This is a genomic window from Alteromonas sp. 4NH20-0104 (assembly GCF_057547795.1).
Map to the genome: position 1 here is coordinate 185464 of NZ_BAAJLP010000005.1, position 18219 is coordinate 203682.

An 18219-nucleotide genomic window follows, 5' to 3' on the forward strand; every position below is an offset into this window, starting at 1 on the left:
CAATGTGGACAGATTAAGTTTCTGACACAACACCCAATAAATGACGTATCTAAACCGTTATATACCAATCAATACAGTTATTCCCGCAACGTCATTGACGGCCTAGTCGAAGGCCTTTTGCGCCCACCTCAACATTAATCCATTCCCTCCTATATGTTTGCATGGGTGCTTTCCATGTATGTCGTTATCTTATGAACAAAAGGTTCTTTTATGAGTTCTTCACGCCCATTGGGCATAAAAAAAGCTAGCTCAGCGTATCTGAAATTGATATCTGCTGCACTGGTAACCATGAGCATATCTGTTCAATCTGCCAATGCGCAAAAGTCTTCAATCACGCTTGAAAATGCGCTCAAACGCACATTATCAAACAACCCAGATTTAGTTGTGTTCGAATTTAAATCTTCGGCTTTGGATGGTGAATCAAAAATGGCCAGCTTACGACCTGAAATGTCTGTTGGGGTTGAAGTTGAAAATGTGTTGGGAACAGGCGAAGTGTCTGGTATCAAAGATGCCGAATTGACACTGACCTTATCGTCGGTCATCGAGCTTGGAGATAAAGTCAGCGGCCGAATGAATGTGGTGAGTTCAAAAAAAGCACAACTGCTTACACAACGGCGCATTCGTACGCTGGACATCTTGGGTGAAACAACTCGACGATATATCAATGTCATTGTCCAACAAGCGTTGCACAAGACTGAGCAACGAGCTGAAATGCTGGCTCGCACAATGCTTCAGACAGTCTCTACACGGGTTGAAGCGGGGGCTTCTTCACCACTTGAGAAAAAACGTGCAGAGTCAGCGTTGTCGCAGGCGCGTTTGTCGTTATTGATAAGTGAACAAAAACTCAATGAGTATAAACGCGACCTGGCCATCATGTGGGGTGACACTAACGCTGCGTTTGCGGAAGTTGAAGGGACACTGTTATCGTTTCCAAATTCACTGTCACTTGAACATATGCTTTCACAGCTTCAAAGCAATCCACACGTTCTGCTTTATGCTGATAACTATCGGGTACAAGAGGCCAGATTGAGAGTGGTTCAGGCCAGTCAGCAGTTCGACATTGCGTGGGAAGCCGGTATCCGAAGAATGCAGGGAATTAATGACACAGCGTTAGTCGCCAGTATTTCGGTGCCGTTAAATACCAAGCAGCGGAATCTAGGAGAATACGAACAACAGCGCGCATTGCTTGACAGTATCGACTATCAAAAACAAGCGAAAATTCGTGAACTCACTCGCCAAATAAATCAAGTCATTAGCGCAAAAGACCAAGCCTTGCTCACTGTTACGACCCTTCAAGACAATGTCGTTCCCACATTGGAATCTGCACTGAACTTGGCGCGGGAAGGCTATGAAAGTGGTCGCTACAACTACATAGAGTGGGTGACAACGCAGCAACAACTCATCGATATGCAACGAGCACTGATAAAAGCAGCAGGCTTAGTCCACCTTCGAAGCGCAGATCTAGAGGCACTTACGGGAATTCCCGTGTTTTCTGACTCTCCCTCGACGTCTGCTCAATCATCAGAATTACTAGAGAAAAAATAATGAATACATCACAATTTACATTACTCACTAGCGCACGTGACTTGCTTGGCGTGTTAGCCATGCTACTGACTTTACTGTTTGCTACTGTCGCCCTGGCTGATGATGACGATGAGGAAGCCGAAGAAAGACCCGAGTACGTAGTGTTATCTCAAGAACGGATGCTTGAAAACGATATCGTGACTGCTTCTGCCGCGTCAGGATCATTATCGCTCACAACCAGAACGTTTGGGCGGATAGTTCATGATCCTGCATCACTGAGTCATATTCGTGCCCGCTTCGACGGTGTTGTAAAACGTATCATGGTGAATATTGGAGATAAAGTAGAAAAAGGTGACACACTGGCAATCATTGAGTCAAACGAGAGTTTAAATCAATACTCAATCACCTCACCAATGTCTGGAAAAATCATTGCTAGACACGCCAATGATGGTGAGCTCACCAACGGTCAAGTACTGCTTTCTGTTGCTAATTACTCTCGCGCAATTGCTCAATTAGCTATTTTCCCCAAACAACGTACTCGTATTGCCGCTGATATGGAAGTCACTTTAAGGCTTGAGGAATTGCAGCAACAATCAAGTATAAGCCACATTACGTCCTCACCTGATGACAAACCTTATTCTATCGCGTTTGTGAACGTTGATAATGGCAGTGGTTATTGGCCTTTAGGCGCTATGGTAGAGGGTTATATTCAGATTGGGTTCCAAGAAGTCAATCTGGCTCTCCCCAAAAGTTCAATACAAGAGTTAGATGGGCAAACCATTGTTTTTGTCAAAGAAGGGGAACGATTTTACCCCCGCCAAGTAAAACTTGGGAACACGGACAACCGTTTAGTAGAGATTGTGAAGGGCGTTCAAATAGGCCAGCAAGTCGTTGTAGAAAATAGCTATCTACTAAAAGCTGATTTATTAAAAATGGAGGCGGGCGATGATGACTAATTACCTGCGCATTTATTGTCAAAAGCAAAGCCAAGTCCATAAAAACGGTGAGGTGAGAGCATGATTGCACCAATACTCCGTCTATCCATTGAGCGCCGTGGTGTCATGATGTTGTTCGCCTTGTTTGTCGCCTTTTTTGGTATGTACAGTTACAAACAACTGCCGATTGATGCTGTGCCTGATATCACCAACGTGCAAGTGCAGATAAATACCGCAACCCCAGGTTACTCGCCTTTGGAGACTGAGCAACGCATAACGTTTATAGTTGAAACCTCGCTGGCCGGTTTGCCTAATTTATCGTATACCCGCTCGATATCACGCTATGGCTTGTCGCAAGTCACAGTCGTGTTTAAAGAGGGCACCGATTTATATTTCGCACGAAATCTCGTCAACGAGCGTCTCACCGCCATCGCGGCGCAATTGCCAACAGGGTTAACCCCTGAAATGGGCCCTATCGCCACAGGCTTGGGTGAAATTTACATGTACTCGTTAAGTGCTGAGCCTCAGGCGCGACAGGACAACGGTCAACCCTATGATGCTATGGCATTAAGGGAGATCCATGATTGGGTAGTTAAGCCCCAATTGTCGCTTGTTGAGGGGGTGACCGAGGTTTATGCGATAGGCGGATTTGAAAAGCAATATCATGTGAATCCTAATCCAGTCGCAATGATAAACTTTGGGATAAGTACAGGTGACCTTCTCAGTGCGCTAGAACGCAACAATGCGAATCAAGGCGCTGGTTTTGTAGAACAAAATGGGCAACAAGTACTGATCAGATCGGAAGCCCAACTGAAGGGCATCGACGATATCGGCCAAGTGGTTGTTAAGATCATTGATGGCGTACCGGTAAAAATTCAAGACATCGCCCAAATCAACCTCGGTAAAGAGCTGCGCTCTGGAGCCGGCACGTTAAATGGCCAAGAAACAGTGATTGGCACGACAATGATGTTAGTGGGAGAAAACTCTCGTACGGTCGCCAAAGCTGTGGACAGTAAGCTCGAAACCATTAAAACAAGCTTACCCGAGGGCGTTATCCTTGAAGCGGTTTACGATAGAACAAGCCTCGTTGACAAAACCATCGACACAGTACAGAAAAACCTCGTCGAGGGCGCTTTACTTGTCATCGTTGTGCTATTCGTTTTGCTTGGGAATGTGCGAGCTGCACTTATTACAGCCGCTGTAATACCCATGGCAATGCTTGCCACGATATCGGGTATGGTCAAAACCGATGTGTCTGCTAACTTAATGAGTTTAGGCGCACTGGATTTTGGCTTGATTGTCGATGGCGCAGTTATCATTGTTGAAAACTGTATCAGACGATTATCCGAATCCCAGAAACAAAACGGCGCTACTCTACCGCTCAAAGAAAGGCTGAATGTTGTTTATGAAGCCACTAATGAAGTCATACGTCCCAGTTTGTTTGGTGTATTGATCATTACCATTGTTTATATCCCCTTGTTCACGCTCACTGGCGTCGAAGGTAAAATGTTCCACCCCATGGCAGCGACCGTGATAATGGCTTTGCTTGCCGCAATGGTATTTTGTTTTACCGTAGTGCCTGCGGCGATAGCAATTTTCATGAGAGGTAAAATTAGCGAAAAAGAAAGCCCAATTATTAAAGGTGCAAAGGCAGTCTATCGTCCTGTTTTAACCGGAGCGCTGCGTTTTAGATGGCTAGTGGTAGTAGCAGCGAGTGCTTTGGTTGTCGGCAGTTTATGGATGGGCAGTAAATTAGGCTCCGAGTTTATTCCCCAGCTCAATGAAGGTGATATCTTAGTACAAGCCATTAGGATCCCTGGGACAGGGGTAGAACAAGCAGTTGAAATGCAAAAAACTCTTGAAGCGAAACTTATGCAGTATGAGCAAGTACAGACGGTATTCGGTCGCACGGGTACGGGTGAGGTCGCCACCGACCCTATGCCACCAAACATTACTGATACGTTTGTTATTTTAAAGCCTAGGGAGCAATGGCCCGATCCATCAATGACAAAAGCTGAGTTAGTGAAAACGTTTGAAGAGGACTTGTTTACTTTGCCCGGCAATAATTATGAATTTACGCAACCTATACAAATGCGTTTTAACGAATTGATTAGTGGCGTAAGGGCAGATTTGGGGATAAGGCTATTTGGGGATGACTTAGATACGCTCTTTGCATCTGCTTCTGACATTTTGACCGTTATTTCAACGATTGAAGGAGCTGATGACGCGAGGCTTGAGCAGGTAGAAGGCATTCCAATCTTCACCGTCACACCAAAGCCTGATCAATTGGCACGCTTTGGTTTGGATATAGCCGACTTGCAGTTATGGCTCAATGCTGCGACAGGTGGAGAAACCGCTGGAATGATTTTTGAGGGCGACAGACGCTTTAAAATTGTCGTGCGATATGCCGACGACATTCGAAATGAACTCACTCAGCTTGAGACCATTCCCATAGTCACGCCCTCTGGTGAGCATGTACCAATGAGCGAATTAGCCACACTTGCATTTAAAGAAGTACCTAGCCAAATAAGCCGGGAAAATGGCAAACGTAGTATTGTTGTCACAGCAAATGTGCGTGACAGAGATATTGGCACTTTTGTTGAGGAAGCTCAGGCGAGAATTAATGATGAAGTAAATTTACCTGCTGGTTATTGGCTCGACTATGGTGGAACCTTTGAGCAGCTCGAAAGTGCGAGTCAACGATTGACGATTGTGGTACCGGTTACGTTGTTTGTGATTTTGACTATGCTGGTAATTGCGTTTGGTTCAATACGTGATGCGTTAATTATCTTCACAGGTATCCCTTTGGCATTAACAGGCGGTGTAATGTCTCTTTGGTTAAGGGATATGCCTTTATCCATATCCGCGTCGGTAGGGTTTATCGCACTGTCTGGGATTGCCGTATTAAACGGATTGGTAATGCTGTCATTCATCAAGCAACGTTTGCTAGAAACCGGAGAATTAGTGAATAGCATTGTTGAAGGGGCTCTTATTCGCTTGCGTCCGGTATTAATGACAGCATTAGTTGCAAGCCTTGGATTTGTGCCCATGGCGCTGAATACGGGCATAGGTGCAGAAGTGCAAAGACCGTTGGCCACTGTTGTGATTGGCGGCATTTTGTCCTCGACACTGCTTACTTTGGTTGTTCTACCAGTTCTCTACAGAATAGTGTATGGGAGACATTTAACTAAATTGGCGATTAATCACGCTAGTTAATACTGGTTATGGAGAAGGTCGATTCCTAGTATCGACCTTTGAAATACAAGCGCTGGAAAGTAATAGTTGATGGTGTCATTGGTTTTTTTTTGTAACTAAATCGATAATACTATTAAGAAAATGAATAGGACGCTCCAAGCAACTACATTAGATATGTGGGAGGGGCTTTATGAACTTTAGTAAAGCAGCAAAACATCATGTGTTTAAAAAGTTAAATCATGCACAGTCACAATCATAGTCACGACCATTCACATGGACGTTCGAGTGATGCGTCAAAGCGTATTGGTTGGGCGTTTTTCCTAAATGTGGTGTTCACCATTATCGAGTTTATTGGTGGCTGGCTAACGAACAGTACCGCTATTAGAGGTCCGGCCGGTAAAAGCGTTGGATTTAGCCACTTTGAGCATAAGCGGCTGATATTATTCAACATTATGGCGCCTTGCCTAACCGGCCGTTGGCTGTATAACGATGATGGTAACCCCTACCAATGCGACCAAAGCCCCCGCGATGTCCCAACGGGTGAGCGCCACTCCGTCAACAATACGCAACCAGAGGAGAGCAACGCCCAGATATATGCCCGCATAGGCAGCATAAGTGCGACCTGCCGCCGTTGGGTGAAGCGTCAACAGCCACGCAAATAACGCCAGCGAAAGCGCAGCAGGAATTAACAACCATACCGACTTGTTCTGTTTCAGTACCAGCCACGGCAGATAACAACCTACAATTTCGGCAACCGCAGTAATTACAAATATTGTGAAAATTGACAGCAGATTCATTGGCAAAAGATCCTTGATGTGAAGAAGCACAGAAGCTTCAAGTGGAAGAACCGACAAATTTGATGAGCTACGACGATTCCACTATTAAGCTGCCGGGCGCTCAAAATACATCCATCCGGCTACAGCGAACTTTGGAGCTGTTTAAATTGACCTTGGATCACGGCTTTTTCCTGAAGAATGACTTTATTCTCGTCGATCAGAAGCGCCGCTTTATCCTGGGTGGTTTTCAATTCGGTTTTTGTGGTCTCCAGTGTTTGGGATAAGACGGCCACTTGCTTATCAACATCAGCTTTCTGAGTGGTGAGCACGGCCATGTTTTGCGCCAAATGATCATTTTGATGCTGGTATTCCCGGCACTTTGCCACGGCTTCTTCAAGCTCGTGTTTCAGGTTCTGGACATCTTCTATCTTTCCCTTCACGTCGCTATTTAGCGCCCCATTGGCCCGTTTTAATTCATCGGCATGTCGTTGTAACTGCACATTGGCGTCAAACAGCTCTGACGCTCTCGACTCAGCCTGGGCGAGCCGGTGTTGCAGATCCTGGATCTGATCGTTCAGCCCCTGGTTAACTGAACGGAATTGTTCGCGCTCCTGCTGGCGGTCTTCGGCAGTACGCTGCTGGTAATGTTCGAAATGATCGCGGATATCCTTATTTTCTTGTTTGAGTTCCGCAACGCTCTCCTTCAATTCAACAATCCGTGCAGCAGCTTCGTCCCGCTGGGACTCGGCCTTGGCCAGGCTGACACGCGCGTCTTCCAGGGACCGACTTTGCTCGCTTTTTTCTTTGCTCAGCCGTTCGGTCTGGTTCTCCAGGTCCCGTTGTCGGGCAGTTAGTTGCGCCATGGTGTTGTCGGCATGGGTCAACTCTTTGCGGAGTTCTTCCTTTAAAGTCTCGAATTCCTGGCGAGCTTGTTCGATACGGTGGTCGGCCATCTGCTGTACCCGCTCATGCAGGGACTTTACCACCTCGACGAGGTCGTTCGGCAGCCCACTGACATCGGCCGCCTCCCCATTGTCTGACCGCCAACGCTTGAGCAATGGCGCGATGGTGCTTTTGCTGCCGGTGCCCAGGTGTTCGCGCACCCGATCCACCGTGGGTTCCTGGCCTTGCGTTTTAATGGCTTCAGCGGCTTTAGCGATATCGTGATAAGTGACTCCGGCACGGGCCATGGTGATTCCTCTCGGATTATTTAGTAACATATTACATAACACGTAATATAACATTATATTGGTTCGTTTCAAGATCGCTTGAATTCATGATACTAACCACTGATAATCATCCTTATCGTGGGCTAGTTGATCTTGACGTAAATTTTCGACTTGTAACGCCGGTACATAGCCGCCTTTTGAGCGACATCGAAGGAAATCCTATTCATGAACAACAAACCGCCAATACAGGCTAGCAACTTGTCGTTACGTAATAAGGATGCGACCCTGGTTGAACGCCAGGGGCCCGAACCACTACGGCAATACCTCCAGGCAGCGACATCCGACAACACACGTAAAGCCTACCGTTCGGCCATTCGACAATTTGAAAAATGGGGTGGTCGCCTGCCCTCGGATCGGGATACTGTCGTGCGTTACCTGCTGGCCAGAGCCGAATCGCTTAATCCCCGAACCCTGGATCTGCACCTGACCGCTATTAGCCAATGGCACCATTATCAAGGGCTCATCGATCCAGTAAGTGATCCGTTGGTCCGCAAAACCATGGAAGGCGTTCGTCGTACCCATGGCCAACCCAAGCGCAAAGCCAAGGCATTGCGCTTGGAGCACGTCGCCCAAATAGTGAATCATTTGCGGCAACTACCAACCACCAAAAAGAAACTGAGGGATATCGCGCTGGTGTTGACCGGCTTTTTCGGTGCCTTTCGCCGTAGCGAATTGGTGGCCATTCGCTACGGTGATCTGGTGTGGGAACCTGAAGGACTTCTCATCCGGCTGTCTAGTTCCAAGACCGATCAACAAGCCTCCGGCTTAGTGCGAGCATTACCTTTCGGTGCACCAGACTGCTGTCCTGCTACGGCCATGAAAAACTGGATAGAACTGGGTGGCATTAATGAAGGTCCGGTTTTTCGCCCCATTAACCGGTGGGATAAGATTCAGCCTAAAGCGTTGAATCCCAGTGCCATTAATGAATTACTCAAGACTTTGGGTAACGCCTGCCAGTTCGATTTTGTACCGGAATTGAGCAGCCATAGCTTCCGGCGCGGCCTCTCTACATCGGCAGCCCGAGAACGAGTTGATTTTGAGTTGATTAAAAAGCAAGGCGGATGGAAGAGCGATGCCACCGTCTGGGAGTACATTGAAGAAGGACAGCAGCTCTCCAATAACGCTACCCATATATTGATGGAGAAAATGGCGGTTCTTATAGATACCGTTCGGGTAAAAGAGATATGAACATGACAAGAACTATCAGTAAAGTTGCCAAAGAACTGGCTATCAATATAGAAACCGTTCGCTTCTATGAGCGTCGTGGATTAATAGAGCAACCGCCAAAACCCGAGTTGGGCTACCGCCATTATCCCGATGAAACGGTTAATCGCATCCGGTTCATTAAGCGGGCGCAAGAATTGGGGTTTACCCTGGAAGAGATCGCCAACCTGCTAAGCTTGAATGACCGCCCATGTGCTCAGGTGCAGGAGCTGGCCGAGTATAAACTCAGCGCCGTCATGGAAAAAATTGCCGATCTGAAGCGGCTCGAAAGCGCACTCAAGGCATTATTGACGCAATGTCAGAGTAATAACGATGACTCACATTGTCCCATTATCGACTCCCTGCAACCTTAATTAGTTTTACACGGGCATCACAAAAACGTTTGACTCCGTACATCGGTACGGAGATTACACTTGCTCCATACACTGAAATCAGAGGAGTAAGTCGTGTCACAGAAAGAATCCAATCTACCTATTATTGGCGGCGTTATCGCGGCTGTTGGCGCTGGCCTGTGCTGCGCTGGTCCTTTCGTGTTGTTGCTGCTAGGCGTGAGTGGCTCCTGGATTGGTAATTTAACCTTGTTAGAACCTTATCGTCCCATTTTTATCCTGCTGGTTTTAGCCTTATTTGGCTTCGCAGGCTGGAAGGTCTATCGCCCCGTTGAGGACTGTGAGCCAGGCACCGCCTGTGCAGTTCCTCAAGTGCGAAAACGCCGGCAGGTGATCTTTTGGTTAACGGCACTGACTGCGTTGGTGCTAGTCACCAGCAATTATTGGATTGTCTGGTTTGCCTGAATACTTTCTTACCGCTCACTTTTATTAATGACTTAATACGTTACTGGAGAAAATGATGAAGAAAATTGCCTTGTTGTCTTTGCTAGCCTTGACCAGCCTGACCGCTTTTGCTGCGCCGAAAACAGTTACTTTGGAAGTTCCAACCATGAACTGTGTGACCTGCCCCTTTACGGTCAAAAATGCCTTAAAAAATGTTGAGGGTGTGAGTAAAGCTGAAGTCACCTTTGAAACCAAATTGGCAGTTGTCACATTCGACGACGAAAAAACCACAGTAAAAGCACTGACCGAAGCCACCACTAATGCGGGTTATCCATCAACGCTCAAGGAGTAAAGCATGGAAATGCTAATACAGTTACTGACCCGTTTCGGCGATAAGATTAGCTCATTGGGCGCGCTGGTTTCTGCTATGGGATGCGCCATGTGTTTCCCGGCCATCGCCAGCCTGGGCGCTGCGGTCGGGTTGGGTTTTCTCAGCCAATGGGAAGGTTTGTTTGTTAATACCCTGTTACCGTTGTTTGCCTGGATTGCCCTGGTACTCAACGGACTTGGCTGGTTCAGCCACCGGCAATGGCACCGTAGTGCGCTGGGTGTGGTCGGCCCCATTTTATTGCTGTTATCGCTCTATCCGTTTTTCCAATACGGCTGGAGCAGCTATGTCACCTATTCAGCGTTAGGTCTGATGGTTGCCGTATCGCTTTGGGATATTTTTTCACCCGCGAATAAACGCTGTGATGATGACAGCTGTGCTGTTTAACACGACGCAATGCCTGACTACTATTTGAGGAAAACGAATGATCTTACTATCGATAGAAGGGATGACCTGTCCAAGTTGCGTCGCTCACGTTAAAGAAGCGCTCGATGCGATCGAAGGCGTGAATAAGGTTGAAATATCTTATGAAAACGCCAGCGCAACGATCACCACAAACGGTGGGGTCAGCGTAACCGATCTCATTGGAGCGATTGAAGCCCTGGGTTATACCGCAAAAGAAAACCCCTTAGCGGAAAACACAGCACCGAACGCCTACTGTGACAACGAAAATACCAGCAACACAGAAAGCAACCGAACTCAACATGTGGCGATTATCGGTACGGGTTCCGGCGCTTTTGCCTGTGCTATCAAAGCCGCTGAAGGTGGTGCCAAGGTCACTCTTATTGAGGGAGCCGATGTGATTGGCGGCTGTTGCGTGAATGTCGGCTGCGTACCCTCAAAAATTTTGATCCGCGCCGCTCAATTGGCACAGCAGCAACGCAATAATCCCTTTGCCGGACTGGAAAATCATGCGCCCCAATTGAGTCGAGCCTTGTTGGCTCAGCAGCAGACCGCTCGAGTCGAAGAGCTGCGCGCTGCAAAGTATCAGAATATTCTAGAGACAAATCCTGCGCTTAGTTTACTTAAAGGTTGGGCGCAATTTAAAAATGCAAACACCCTGATAGTCAGAAAAAATGATGGCACTGAGCAGGAAATCTTTGCTGATAAAATCCTGATCGCCACTGGCTCCACGCCAACCATTCCTCCCATCGAGGGGCTGGCCGAAACGCCTTACTGGACCTCTACCGAAGCGCTGTTTGCCGAGGAATTGCCGCAGCACCTGGTGGTGATTGGTTCATCGGTCGTGGCGCTAGAAATTGCCCAGGCTTACCGACGATTGGGCAGTGAAGTCACCGTGTTGGCAAGACACTCACTACTTTACAGTGAAGACCCCATAATCGGTGAAAAACTGGCGGGCTGTTTTGAAAAAGAAGGCATTCGAGTTTTAAACAACACGCAAGCCACCCAAGTGACCCACGATGGAAATCAATTCACCCTGAACACTAATGCAGGCGAGCTCAGTTGTGATCGTTTGCTGGTAAGCACCGGGCGACACGCCAATACCAGCCAACTCAATCTGGACGCGGTGGGTGTCACCACCAACAAAAAGGGCGAAATCGTTGTTAACGAACGCATGGAAACCAATGTTGCTGGTATTTACGCTGCCGGTGACTGCTCTAACATGCCGCAATTTGTCTATGTCGCCGCGGCCGCCGGTAGCCGTGCTGGTATCAATATGACGGGCGGCAACGCCAAACTGGATCTGTCCACCATGCCCGCCGTGATCTTTACCGATCCACAGGTGGCTACCGTCGGACTGACCGAGGAGCAAGCCAGGGCTCAGGATATTGAGACCGACAGCCGCGTACTGGGTATGGAAAATGTCCCACGTGCGTTAGCCAACTTTGAAACCGACGGTTTTATCAAACTGGTCACAGAGAAGGAAACGGGGTTGTTGCTAGGCGCGCAGATCCTGGCTCACGAAGGCGGCGAACTGATCCAGAGTGCGGCTTTAGCCATCCGCAACCGTATGACGGTGACGGAATTAGCCGACCAGCTTTTCCCTTACCTCACCATGGTGGAAGGTTTGAAGCTCTGCGCGCAAACCTTTAACAAGGATGTCAAAGAACTGTCCTGTTGTGCAGGATAGGAGAGGGCAGTATGGGAACGGCACCCGCCACGCATTCACTGACAGCCCCAACGGTCAATGCGTTGGCGGATGGATTGAACAAGGGTGAATTCGTTCCTTTTTACCAGCCTCTATGGGATGTTCAACACCAATGCTGGGAAGGCGCTGAAACGCTCATTCGCTGGCAACATCCAACTGAAGGATTGATCCAGTCAGACACCTTTATTCCCGTTGCCGAACAAAGCGGATTAATTCTGGAACTGGGCGCGTTTGTCTTACGGGCGGCCTGTCAACAGATGATGCATTGGCGTCAACACGGTTTACCCGAGGGTATCATCGCGATCAACGTCTCTGCCTTACAAATCCACCAACCTGACTTTGTCGAAGACCTTGCCAGGATATTGCGTGATACGGGACTGCCTGCTCCGGCATTGGAACTGGAATTACCCGAAACACTGGCCCTGGAGGATACGCCAATCCTGATCGAAAACCTGCATCGCTGCCAGGCGCTGGGCATTCGCCTGTCCATCGACGATTTTGGTACCGGGAGTTCGTCGCTGGCACGCTTGCAATGCTGCCCAGTGACCCGCCTAAAAATCGACAAAACCTTTGTCACGCATATGACAACCGAGCCAAAGGATCGCGCCATTACCGAAAGCGTCATCACCCTTGGCCATAACCTGAATTTATCCATCGTCGCGGAAGGGGTTGAGACGGCCACTCAACAACAACTTTTAGAGAAGCTTGGCTGTGATGTATTACATGGCTATCGGCTGGCGCGGCCAGCCGATGCCGAAACGACTGAAGCGTTGTGGCCAGGCCGCAGTGTTTGAAACGAACGGAGACAAACCCATGTCAAAAGCCGCCGTGTCAAAAGATGTGTCACGATACTTTGAGGTGATCCCCGACTTTGCGGCATTCATGGATGCCGATGGGCAGGCACTCGAATTTCCCCTGACGATCTCGCAACTGGCGAAAGCCGCGCAAACCACAGTGCATACCGTCAGGAATTACGTCTTGGAAAATTTGGTACTTTGCCCAGAGCATTCCGCGGGTGGTTTCGGTTTATACAATCAATGCGCTTTAAACCGGCTGCGCTTCATTCGCGCAGCGCGTGCGGCGGGCCTGCTGATCCTGGATATAAAACCCTTGCTCTACGCCATCAACGAAGGCGACCAGCAAGCCTGTGAAGCCGCCATGCGCGAACTGCAAACCAAAATTGATGAACGCCAGGCTTACTTGCAGGCATTGGATTCACAGCTGTCGGAGCTGCGCCAACTGGCCTGATCGCCATAACAAAGGAGTATACGATGTCAGAGAAATGTGAAACCGGCCCCCACGACTGGGTAGCCAATAAAGGCCGATTTATTCTCACCTGGGTATTGCCAGCGATACTCATAGTGATTACCGGCATGATGCAACTTGCACCGTGGATGACCGGCAGTATCTGGGCGATCGCTTTAAGTTGGATGGGATATGCCTGTTTAAGAAATGCGAGTCAATGTGGGCGAATGCATTGTTTTTTCAGCGGGCCATTTTTTCTGGGTTCCGCCATGTTGGCATTAGGCATTGGGATGCAGTGGATACAATGGCTCACCTTTAACGGATTAGGACTCTCTTTACTGATCGGTACACCACTGGTTTGCGTGTTACCGGAGATGTTCTGGGGAACTTACAAAGTTGCGACAAACGGCAAAGAAGAATGAATGCGATAGTGAAGCGCGCTACAAACTCTATAAAACGCCTCTGGTCACTTGTAGTGTATGCATTTCAATCGCCGGTTCAGGATTCTCACTCAAAACGGCGTACCGCGATCCTCTTTAGTCTGGTGCTGGTCGTCCACTTGGTTGTCCTGCCAGCGCATGAACTGGGTTCCGATATTGGCTTGCGTTCTTTTGCACATCTTAATCTGAGAATCGCGCTATTTGCGTTTTTGTTCGCAACGCTGGAGAGCGTTCTCATCAATTTATGGGTTCAACTGATACGCAAGAAGACCCATTGCAGAACGGCACCAGCGGCGGGCGGCATAGTTATCGGGATTGTAAGCCCCCTGTTGTGTTGTACCCCGCTGCTGCCGACCATCTTAAGTTTTATCGCCATTTTGTTTCCTTCCGCTGTTTCTGGTATGGGTCTCAAAATTCAGTATGCGGTCAATGTGTATCAAACCGAACTGTTGCTGTTGGCGTTGGTATTACTGTTGTTTGCGATTGTTCAAAATGCTTGGCATCTCAATTCAGGCGACGTAATGGCAGGCCATCACAAGGAATAAAGCAATGAAAGCCACTTGCGACTAATCTAGGCATATCCAAATGACGACTAGAAACCTGATAACTATAACGCGATGCTTTTACACAATAATGCATCTATCAGAGAAAATTTAAGTCGATGGCCGCTATCTATCAGACAGCTTATCCACGAATTAAATCTAATATCACCGAAGATGAGTTAGGGAAGATGCGAATAAGTCCCCGATGTGAGATCATAGCTGCATAGTAAATCACAAACATTACCGCTCATGAGTCACCAGTTAACCTTTGCTGACAGCGAGTTTTCCAGTAAGCGCCGTCAGACCCGTAAAGAGATATTCTTATCCAGAATGGATAACCTGCTGCCGTGGTCTCAACTGCTGGAAGTGATTGAACCCTTTTATCCTAAAGCAGGCAATGGCAGACGTCCGTATGCGCTCGAGACCATGTTTCGCATTCACTGTATGCAGCAATGGTATAGCCTTGGTGATGAGGCAATGGAAGATGCGTTATATGAAATTGCTTCGATGCGCCAGTTTGCGCAACTGTCATTGGATAAAGCCATTCCAGACCGCACTACCATTATGAACTTCCGGCACTTGCTGGAAAAGCACAAGCTGACTCGCAAATTGTTCAAAACGGTCAACCAATGGCTTTCGGACTGCGGTGTGATGATGACGCAGGGCACATTGGTGGATGCGACGATTATTGAAGCGCCCAGCTCCACTAAAAACAAAAAGAATGAACGTGACCCGGAGATGCATCAGACCAAGAAAGGTAATGAATGGCATTTCGGCATGAAAGCCCATATTGGTGTGGATGCCAAGAGCGGTCTCACCCATACATTGGTAACCACCGCCGCCAATGAGCATGACCTGAATCAGTTGAAAAACCTGTTGCATGGCGAAGAAGAATTCGCTTCCGGCGATGCCGGTTATCAGGGAGCAGAGAAACGGGAAGAGTTGCAAGATACAAATGTGGAATGGCTGATTGCCGAACGCCCCGGAAAAGTCCGGGCACTGAAAAAGCATCCTCGCAAAAACAAAACGGCCATTAACATCGAATACTTAAAAGCCAGCATCCGGGCGAAAGTGGAGCATCCGTTTCGGATCATCAAATGTCAGTTTGGCTTTATCAAAGCACGGTACAAAGGACTGATGAAAAATGACTCACAGTTAGCCATGCTATGCACCTTGGCAAACCTGTTTAAAGTAGACCAGATGTTGCGACGACAGCCAAGATCTGTCTGAAATCCGGGAATAACCCGGAATAAGGCCTAAATCAGGCCTAAAAAGGTAGTATATTGGCCGAAATTGAGAATTTACCGTTCAAAAATTAAACGGCGAATGCAAAGGCTGGTTCAAAAACTAAATTGCAGGACTTATTCGCAGTTTCCCTAAGATATGCTATTTCCAAGTTCAGAATAATGGATTTTGTGCTTAGAGCTTTCGTTGTGAACCTTTGCGTATTCTATCTCTGTGTGCCGGAGCAACATAAATTTCAACTGTCGTTTTTACACTGGCATGGCCGAGTTCTTCGGCTAACATAGTTTCATTCAATTCATCTAATGCTTGAGTAGCGCCGGTATGCCTCAACCAATGTGATGATGCACCGGCAATATCAAGCGCCTGTTGTTTCTTTCCACTCTTCATAAGAGTAGAAATAACCAAGTCAAACGTTTCTTCAACAATATTATTGACACTGTCTTGCTTAAGCGCTTTCCCAGTTTTCATAGATGGGAGGATTGGAGTGTCCTCATCGATTCTGGGAAGGGGAGATAAGCCCATCGATTCCCGGTATCTACCCAGCACGTTTTCGATATATGAATCAGGTACCGTTACTACACGTTCTTTTTTTCCCTTGCCTACGACATGCAATACCCAGCCTTCATTACTAGGATCCGGTCGAAAGTGATTGAACAAAGGGGTGTAATAGTCACGTGAAGATAGTTCTGAGATTCTTAAGAACAATACTTTTAGCGATAACACTACAAATCTGTGAATTTCAAACTTAGGGTTTTCGTTAGCTGCATCTGTAAGGGATTGGATAAATGTATCCCAGACCTCATCATCAAACGTATGTGGTGGCTGATATATTTTTCCTTTAGTCAGATATTTACAGTTTTTCTTGGCATCAGCCAAATAGTTACGCATAACCAGTTCAGCATCGATTAACCATTTAAAAAAAACATTTAATGATGCATATGAATTGCGAAGTGAAGTTTGGCTAAGTTTGTAGGCATGTTTGATACTGGAAGCCTTGCCGGGTGCAATAAATGACTCGATTTTCCGATTTGCCTTGGGCGCGCGATGCACGAAAGGGCGCCATTCTGGATTGACAACACGAATATCTGAATTAGATCTGTATTTAAAGCGGCTCGATATCGTTGTATCAGAAATTAAATTTTTTGGTGGTGACCAAATCCAATCGATATAAAGCTTTATGTCTTCAAGCTTAATATCGAGAACTGATTTTCCGCGTTCGTGCCAGCAAAACAAGGTGAATCTCTCTGCCTCGTTTCTGAACCTTGATTGCGTACCTTTTGCATTGCTTAAGCCTGTTACCAAAAAATTAAGCAATTGCTTCAAATCGTTTTTTGCAGGAATACCTTGCTGCTCGAATGAATCAAGATACTCAGACAAAGTAGGGTACACCGATTTAAATTCTTGAGTGTCAAGAATATCTCGCAGTGACGCTTGTAGGTCGATGGTGTCAGTAATGGGATGATATTTCATTCGAACAGGATAACACTATATCCTGACAATTTAAAATCGTAATAACAGTTATTATTACGATTTCAATGAGCGACAAATTGATATGTCATGTCATGGCTTTTCAGGTTTATAAGAAACGCTTTCTATCTTTGATATAAAACTTAATTGCTAGAATCCAGCAGGCAACCAGAGCGCCGAGAGCTAGTTTATCGTACCGTCTAAGAAATCTATCTCTGATAACATTTTCAATTCCTTTAAAAACTCCTTGTAGTTGAAAACTTTCCATAGCATGGTGACCGTAAGCGCTTATCAAGAAGAACAGGAAAATCCCCAATGAGAAAGAAAAAAAGCATCGCTTAGACATTAGAACAACATACAAAAATTCCGCCATCCAATATGGCATTTAACACAATCCTATAAGCAAATATTGCTTCTTACTTCAGATATTTCACATTAAACGTCGTGTTGCGAATGTTCAAATAAAATTGTTTACGTTGAAACCTTCTTTGGCTATTTAGGGTGATGAATATCATTTTGTAGATGATTAAATCACTATTTACAAGGGCTTGTGCAACTTTGACTAGATATAGACTCCAAGGATGTCAACTTGCCTGTATAAACATTTTCTTTAGCAGTTGAAATTGTGTGTATTCTTGTTCAGTAATCGTCTTCATCATCTAATTTTTTTAACGTTATCCTGAAATCTGCGTTTACATTCATTGTTAGCGTCTGAGCAACACATAGCTTTGCTCGACTCATTTGCTACTAAGAAGCATAACTCGTTGTGATTACGCTAATACAATCATTTTTGAAAGATTATCCACTTTCTTAAAGATTCGATCCGAGCAATCTGGTTTAAACAGCGTTGTTCTCATGGAGAATGATTGTCATTCGCTATGCGTATGTAAATTCCGAGTTTTGTTTAGGAAAAGCCTATTTTGCAAATAGACACATAAATAAAGTAGAGAATTGGTCGACATTCTGCAGGTTAAGCCAATGATACATTTATAACGATAGTTAGGCCGACGCCAATTTTTTTCACGAAATAAAATGATAAGAAGTGGCTAGTACCCCTTAAAGGTTGGACCGATACCTACGGTGCTGTGACAATATCCATCAGCGTCGCTAAAGCTGTGCCTAATGA

At 46.7% G+C, this 18219-nt stretch carries 17 protein-coding genes and 1 pseudogene; 15 read left to right on the plus strand and 3 right to left on the minus strand.

All coding sequences use genetic code 11. The features are described from left to right. Window positions 1-210: 210 nt before the first annotated feature. The 4 genes and pseudogenes from AC27IB_RS05615 to AC27IB_RS05630 all read left to right on the plus strand — a co-directional run. On the plus strand, window positions 211-1545 hold the full coding sequence (locus AC27IB_RS05615) for a TolC family protein (protein ID WP_123326248.1): 1335 nt from the start codon (window positions 211-213) through the stop codon (window positions 1543-1545). Continuing rightward, the gene (locus tag AC27IB_RS05620; RefSeq protein WP_044447487.1) at window positions 1545-2480 is read left to right on the plus strand and encodes an efflux RND transporter periplasmic adaptor subunit; all 936 of its coding nucleotides are present in this window, start codon (window positions 1545-1547) and stop codon (window positions 2478-2480) included. Before AC27IB_RS05615 ends, AC27IB_RS05620 begins: the two co-directional genes overlap by 1 nt. A 60-nt stretch (window positions 2481-2540) precedes the next feature. After that, window positions 2541-5675: an efflux RND transporter permease subunit gene (locus AC27IB_RS05625; RefSeq protein ID WP_487119514.1), complete on the plus strand. Its 3135-nt coding sequence runs from the start codon at window positions 2541-2543 to the stop codon at window positions 5673-5675. Window positions 5676-5893: 218 nt separating this feature from the next. Next, window positions 5894-6070: pseudogene (locus AC27IB_RS05630) on the plus strand (cation diffusion facilitator family transporter); the annotation flags it as partial. Between the two features lie 48 nt (window positions 6071-6118). Here the strand turns inward: AC27IB_RS05630 and AC27IB_RS05635 are convergent. Both AC27IB_RS05635 and AC27IB_RS05640 read right to left on the minus strand, forming a co-directional pair. Further along, window positions 6119-6451: a YnfA family protein gene (locus tag AC27IB_RS05635; RefSeq protein WP_040133149.1), complete on the minus strand. Its 333-nt coding sequence runs from the start codon at window positions 6449-6451 to the stop codon at window positions 6119-6121. A gap of 119 nt (window positions 6452-6570) precedes the next feature. After that, on the minus strand, window positions 6571-7620 hold the full coding sequence (locus AC27IB_RS05640) for a DNA-binding protein (protein WP_011711649.1): 1050 nt from the start codon (window positions 7618-7620) through the stop codon (window positions 6571-6573). A 204-nt stretch (window positions 7621-7824) separates the two neighbouring features. Between AC27IB_RS05640 and AC27IB_RS05645 the strand changes: the two genes are divergently transcribed. The 11 genes from AC27IB_RS05645 (at window position 7825) to AC27IB_RS05695 (ending at window position 15611) form a co-directional block, all read left to right on the plus strand. Continuing rightward, window positions 7825-8847 (plus strand): tyrosine-type recombinase/integrase, encoded by a 1023-nt coding sequence (locus AC27IB_RS05645; RefSeq protein WP_370165586.1) that lies wholly within the window; start codon window positions 7825-7827, stop codon window positions 8845-8847. Window positions 8848-8849: 2 nt separating this feature from the next. Continuing rightward, window positions 8850-9236 carry a mercury resistance transcriptional regulator MerR gene (gene merR / locus AC27IB_RS05650; RefSeq protein ID WP_040133151.1) on the plus strand — a complete coding sequence of 129 codons (387 nt, stop codon included), beginning with the start codon at window positions 8850-8852 and terminating at the stop codon, window positions 9234-9236. A gap of 93 nt (window positions 9237-9329) precedes the next feature. Then, entirely contained in the window at window positions 9330-9677 is a 348-nt protein-coding gene (locus AC27IB_RS05655) for a mercuric transporter MerT family protein (protein ID WP_007642845.1), read from the plus strand. A 55-nt stretch (window positions 9678-9732) separates the two neighbouring features. Then, complete coding sequence (gene merP, locus AC27IB_RS05660) at window positions 9733-10008, plus strand: mercury resistance system periplasmic binding protein MerP (RefSeq protein ID WP_011711647.1); 276 nt, start codon at window positions 9733-9735, stop codon at window positions 10006-10008. A 3-nt stretch (window positions 10009-10011) separates the two neighbouring features. Continuing rightward, complete coding sequence (gene merC, locus AC27IB_RS05665; protein ID WP_007642843.1) at window positions 10012-10431, plus strand: organomercurial transporter MerC; 420 nt, start codon at window positions 10012-10014, stop codon at window positions 10429-10431. Between the two features lie 37 nt (window positions 10432-10468). Continuing rightward, window positions 10469-12136 carry a mercury(II) reductase gene (merA, locus tag AC27IB_RS05670; RefSeq protein WP_255053959.1) on the plus strand — a complete coding sequence of 556 codons (1668 nt, stop codon included), beginning with the start codon at window positions 10469-10471 and terminating at the stop codon, window positions 12134-12136. An 11-nt stretch (window positions 12137-12147) separates the two neighbouring features. Next, complete coding sequence (locus tag AC27IB_RS05675; protein WP_487119519.1) at window positions 12148-12948, plus strand: putative bifunctional diguanylate cyclase/phosphodiesterase; 801 nt, start codon at window positions 12148-12150, stop codon at window positions 12946-12948. 19 nt (window positions 12949-12967) lie between these two features. Continuing rightward, window positions 12968-13402, plus strand: a complete 435-nt coding sequence (locus AC27IB_RS05680) for a MerR family transcriptional regulator (protein ID WP_011711644.1) — start codon at window positions 12968-12970, stop codon at window positions 13400-13402. 23 nt (window positions 13403-13425) lie between these two features. Then, window positions 13426-13821, plus strand: a complete 396-nt coding sequence (locus AC27IB_RS05685; RefSeq protein ID WP_101566845.1) for a hypothetical protein — start codon at window positions 13426-13428, stop codon at window positions 13819-13821. Then, window positions 13818-14384: a hypothetical protein gene (locus AC27IB_RS05690; RefSeq protein ID WP_040133153.1), complete on the plus strand. Its 567-nt coding sequence runs from the start codon at window positions 13818-13820 to the stop codon at window positions 14382-14384. The genes AC27IB_RS05685 and AC27IB_RS05690 overlap by 4 nt, the downstream gene beginning before the upstream one ends. Window positions 14385-14630: 246 nt before the next feature. After that, window positions 14631-15611, plus strand: coding sequence for an IS5 family transposase (locus tag AC27IB_RS05695; protein ID WP_105934130.1), 981 nt, complete (start codon window positions 14631-14633; stop codon window positions 15609-15611). A gap of 189 nt (window positions 15612-15800) precedes the next feature. Here the strand turns inward: AC27IB_RS05695 and AC27IB_RS05700 are convergent, their stop codons facing one another. Further along, window positions 15801-17096, minus strand: a complete 1296-nt coding sequence (locus AC27IB_RS05700; protein WP_123324671.1) for a tyrosine-type recombinase/integrase — start codon at window positions 17094-17096, stop codon at window positions 15801-15803. Between the last annotated feature and the right edge of the window lie 1123 nt (window positions 17097-18219).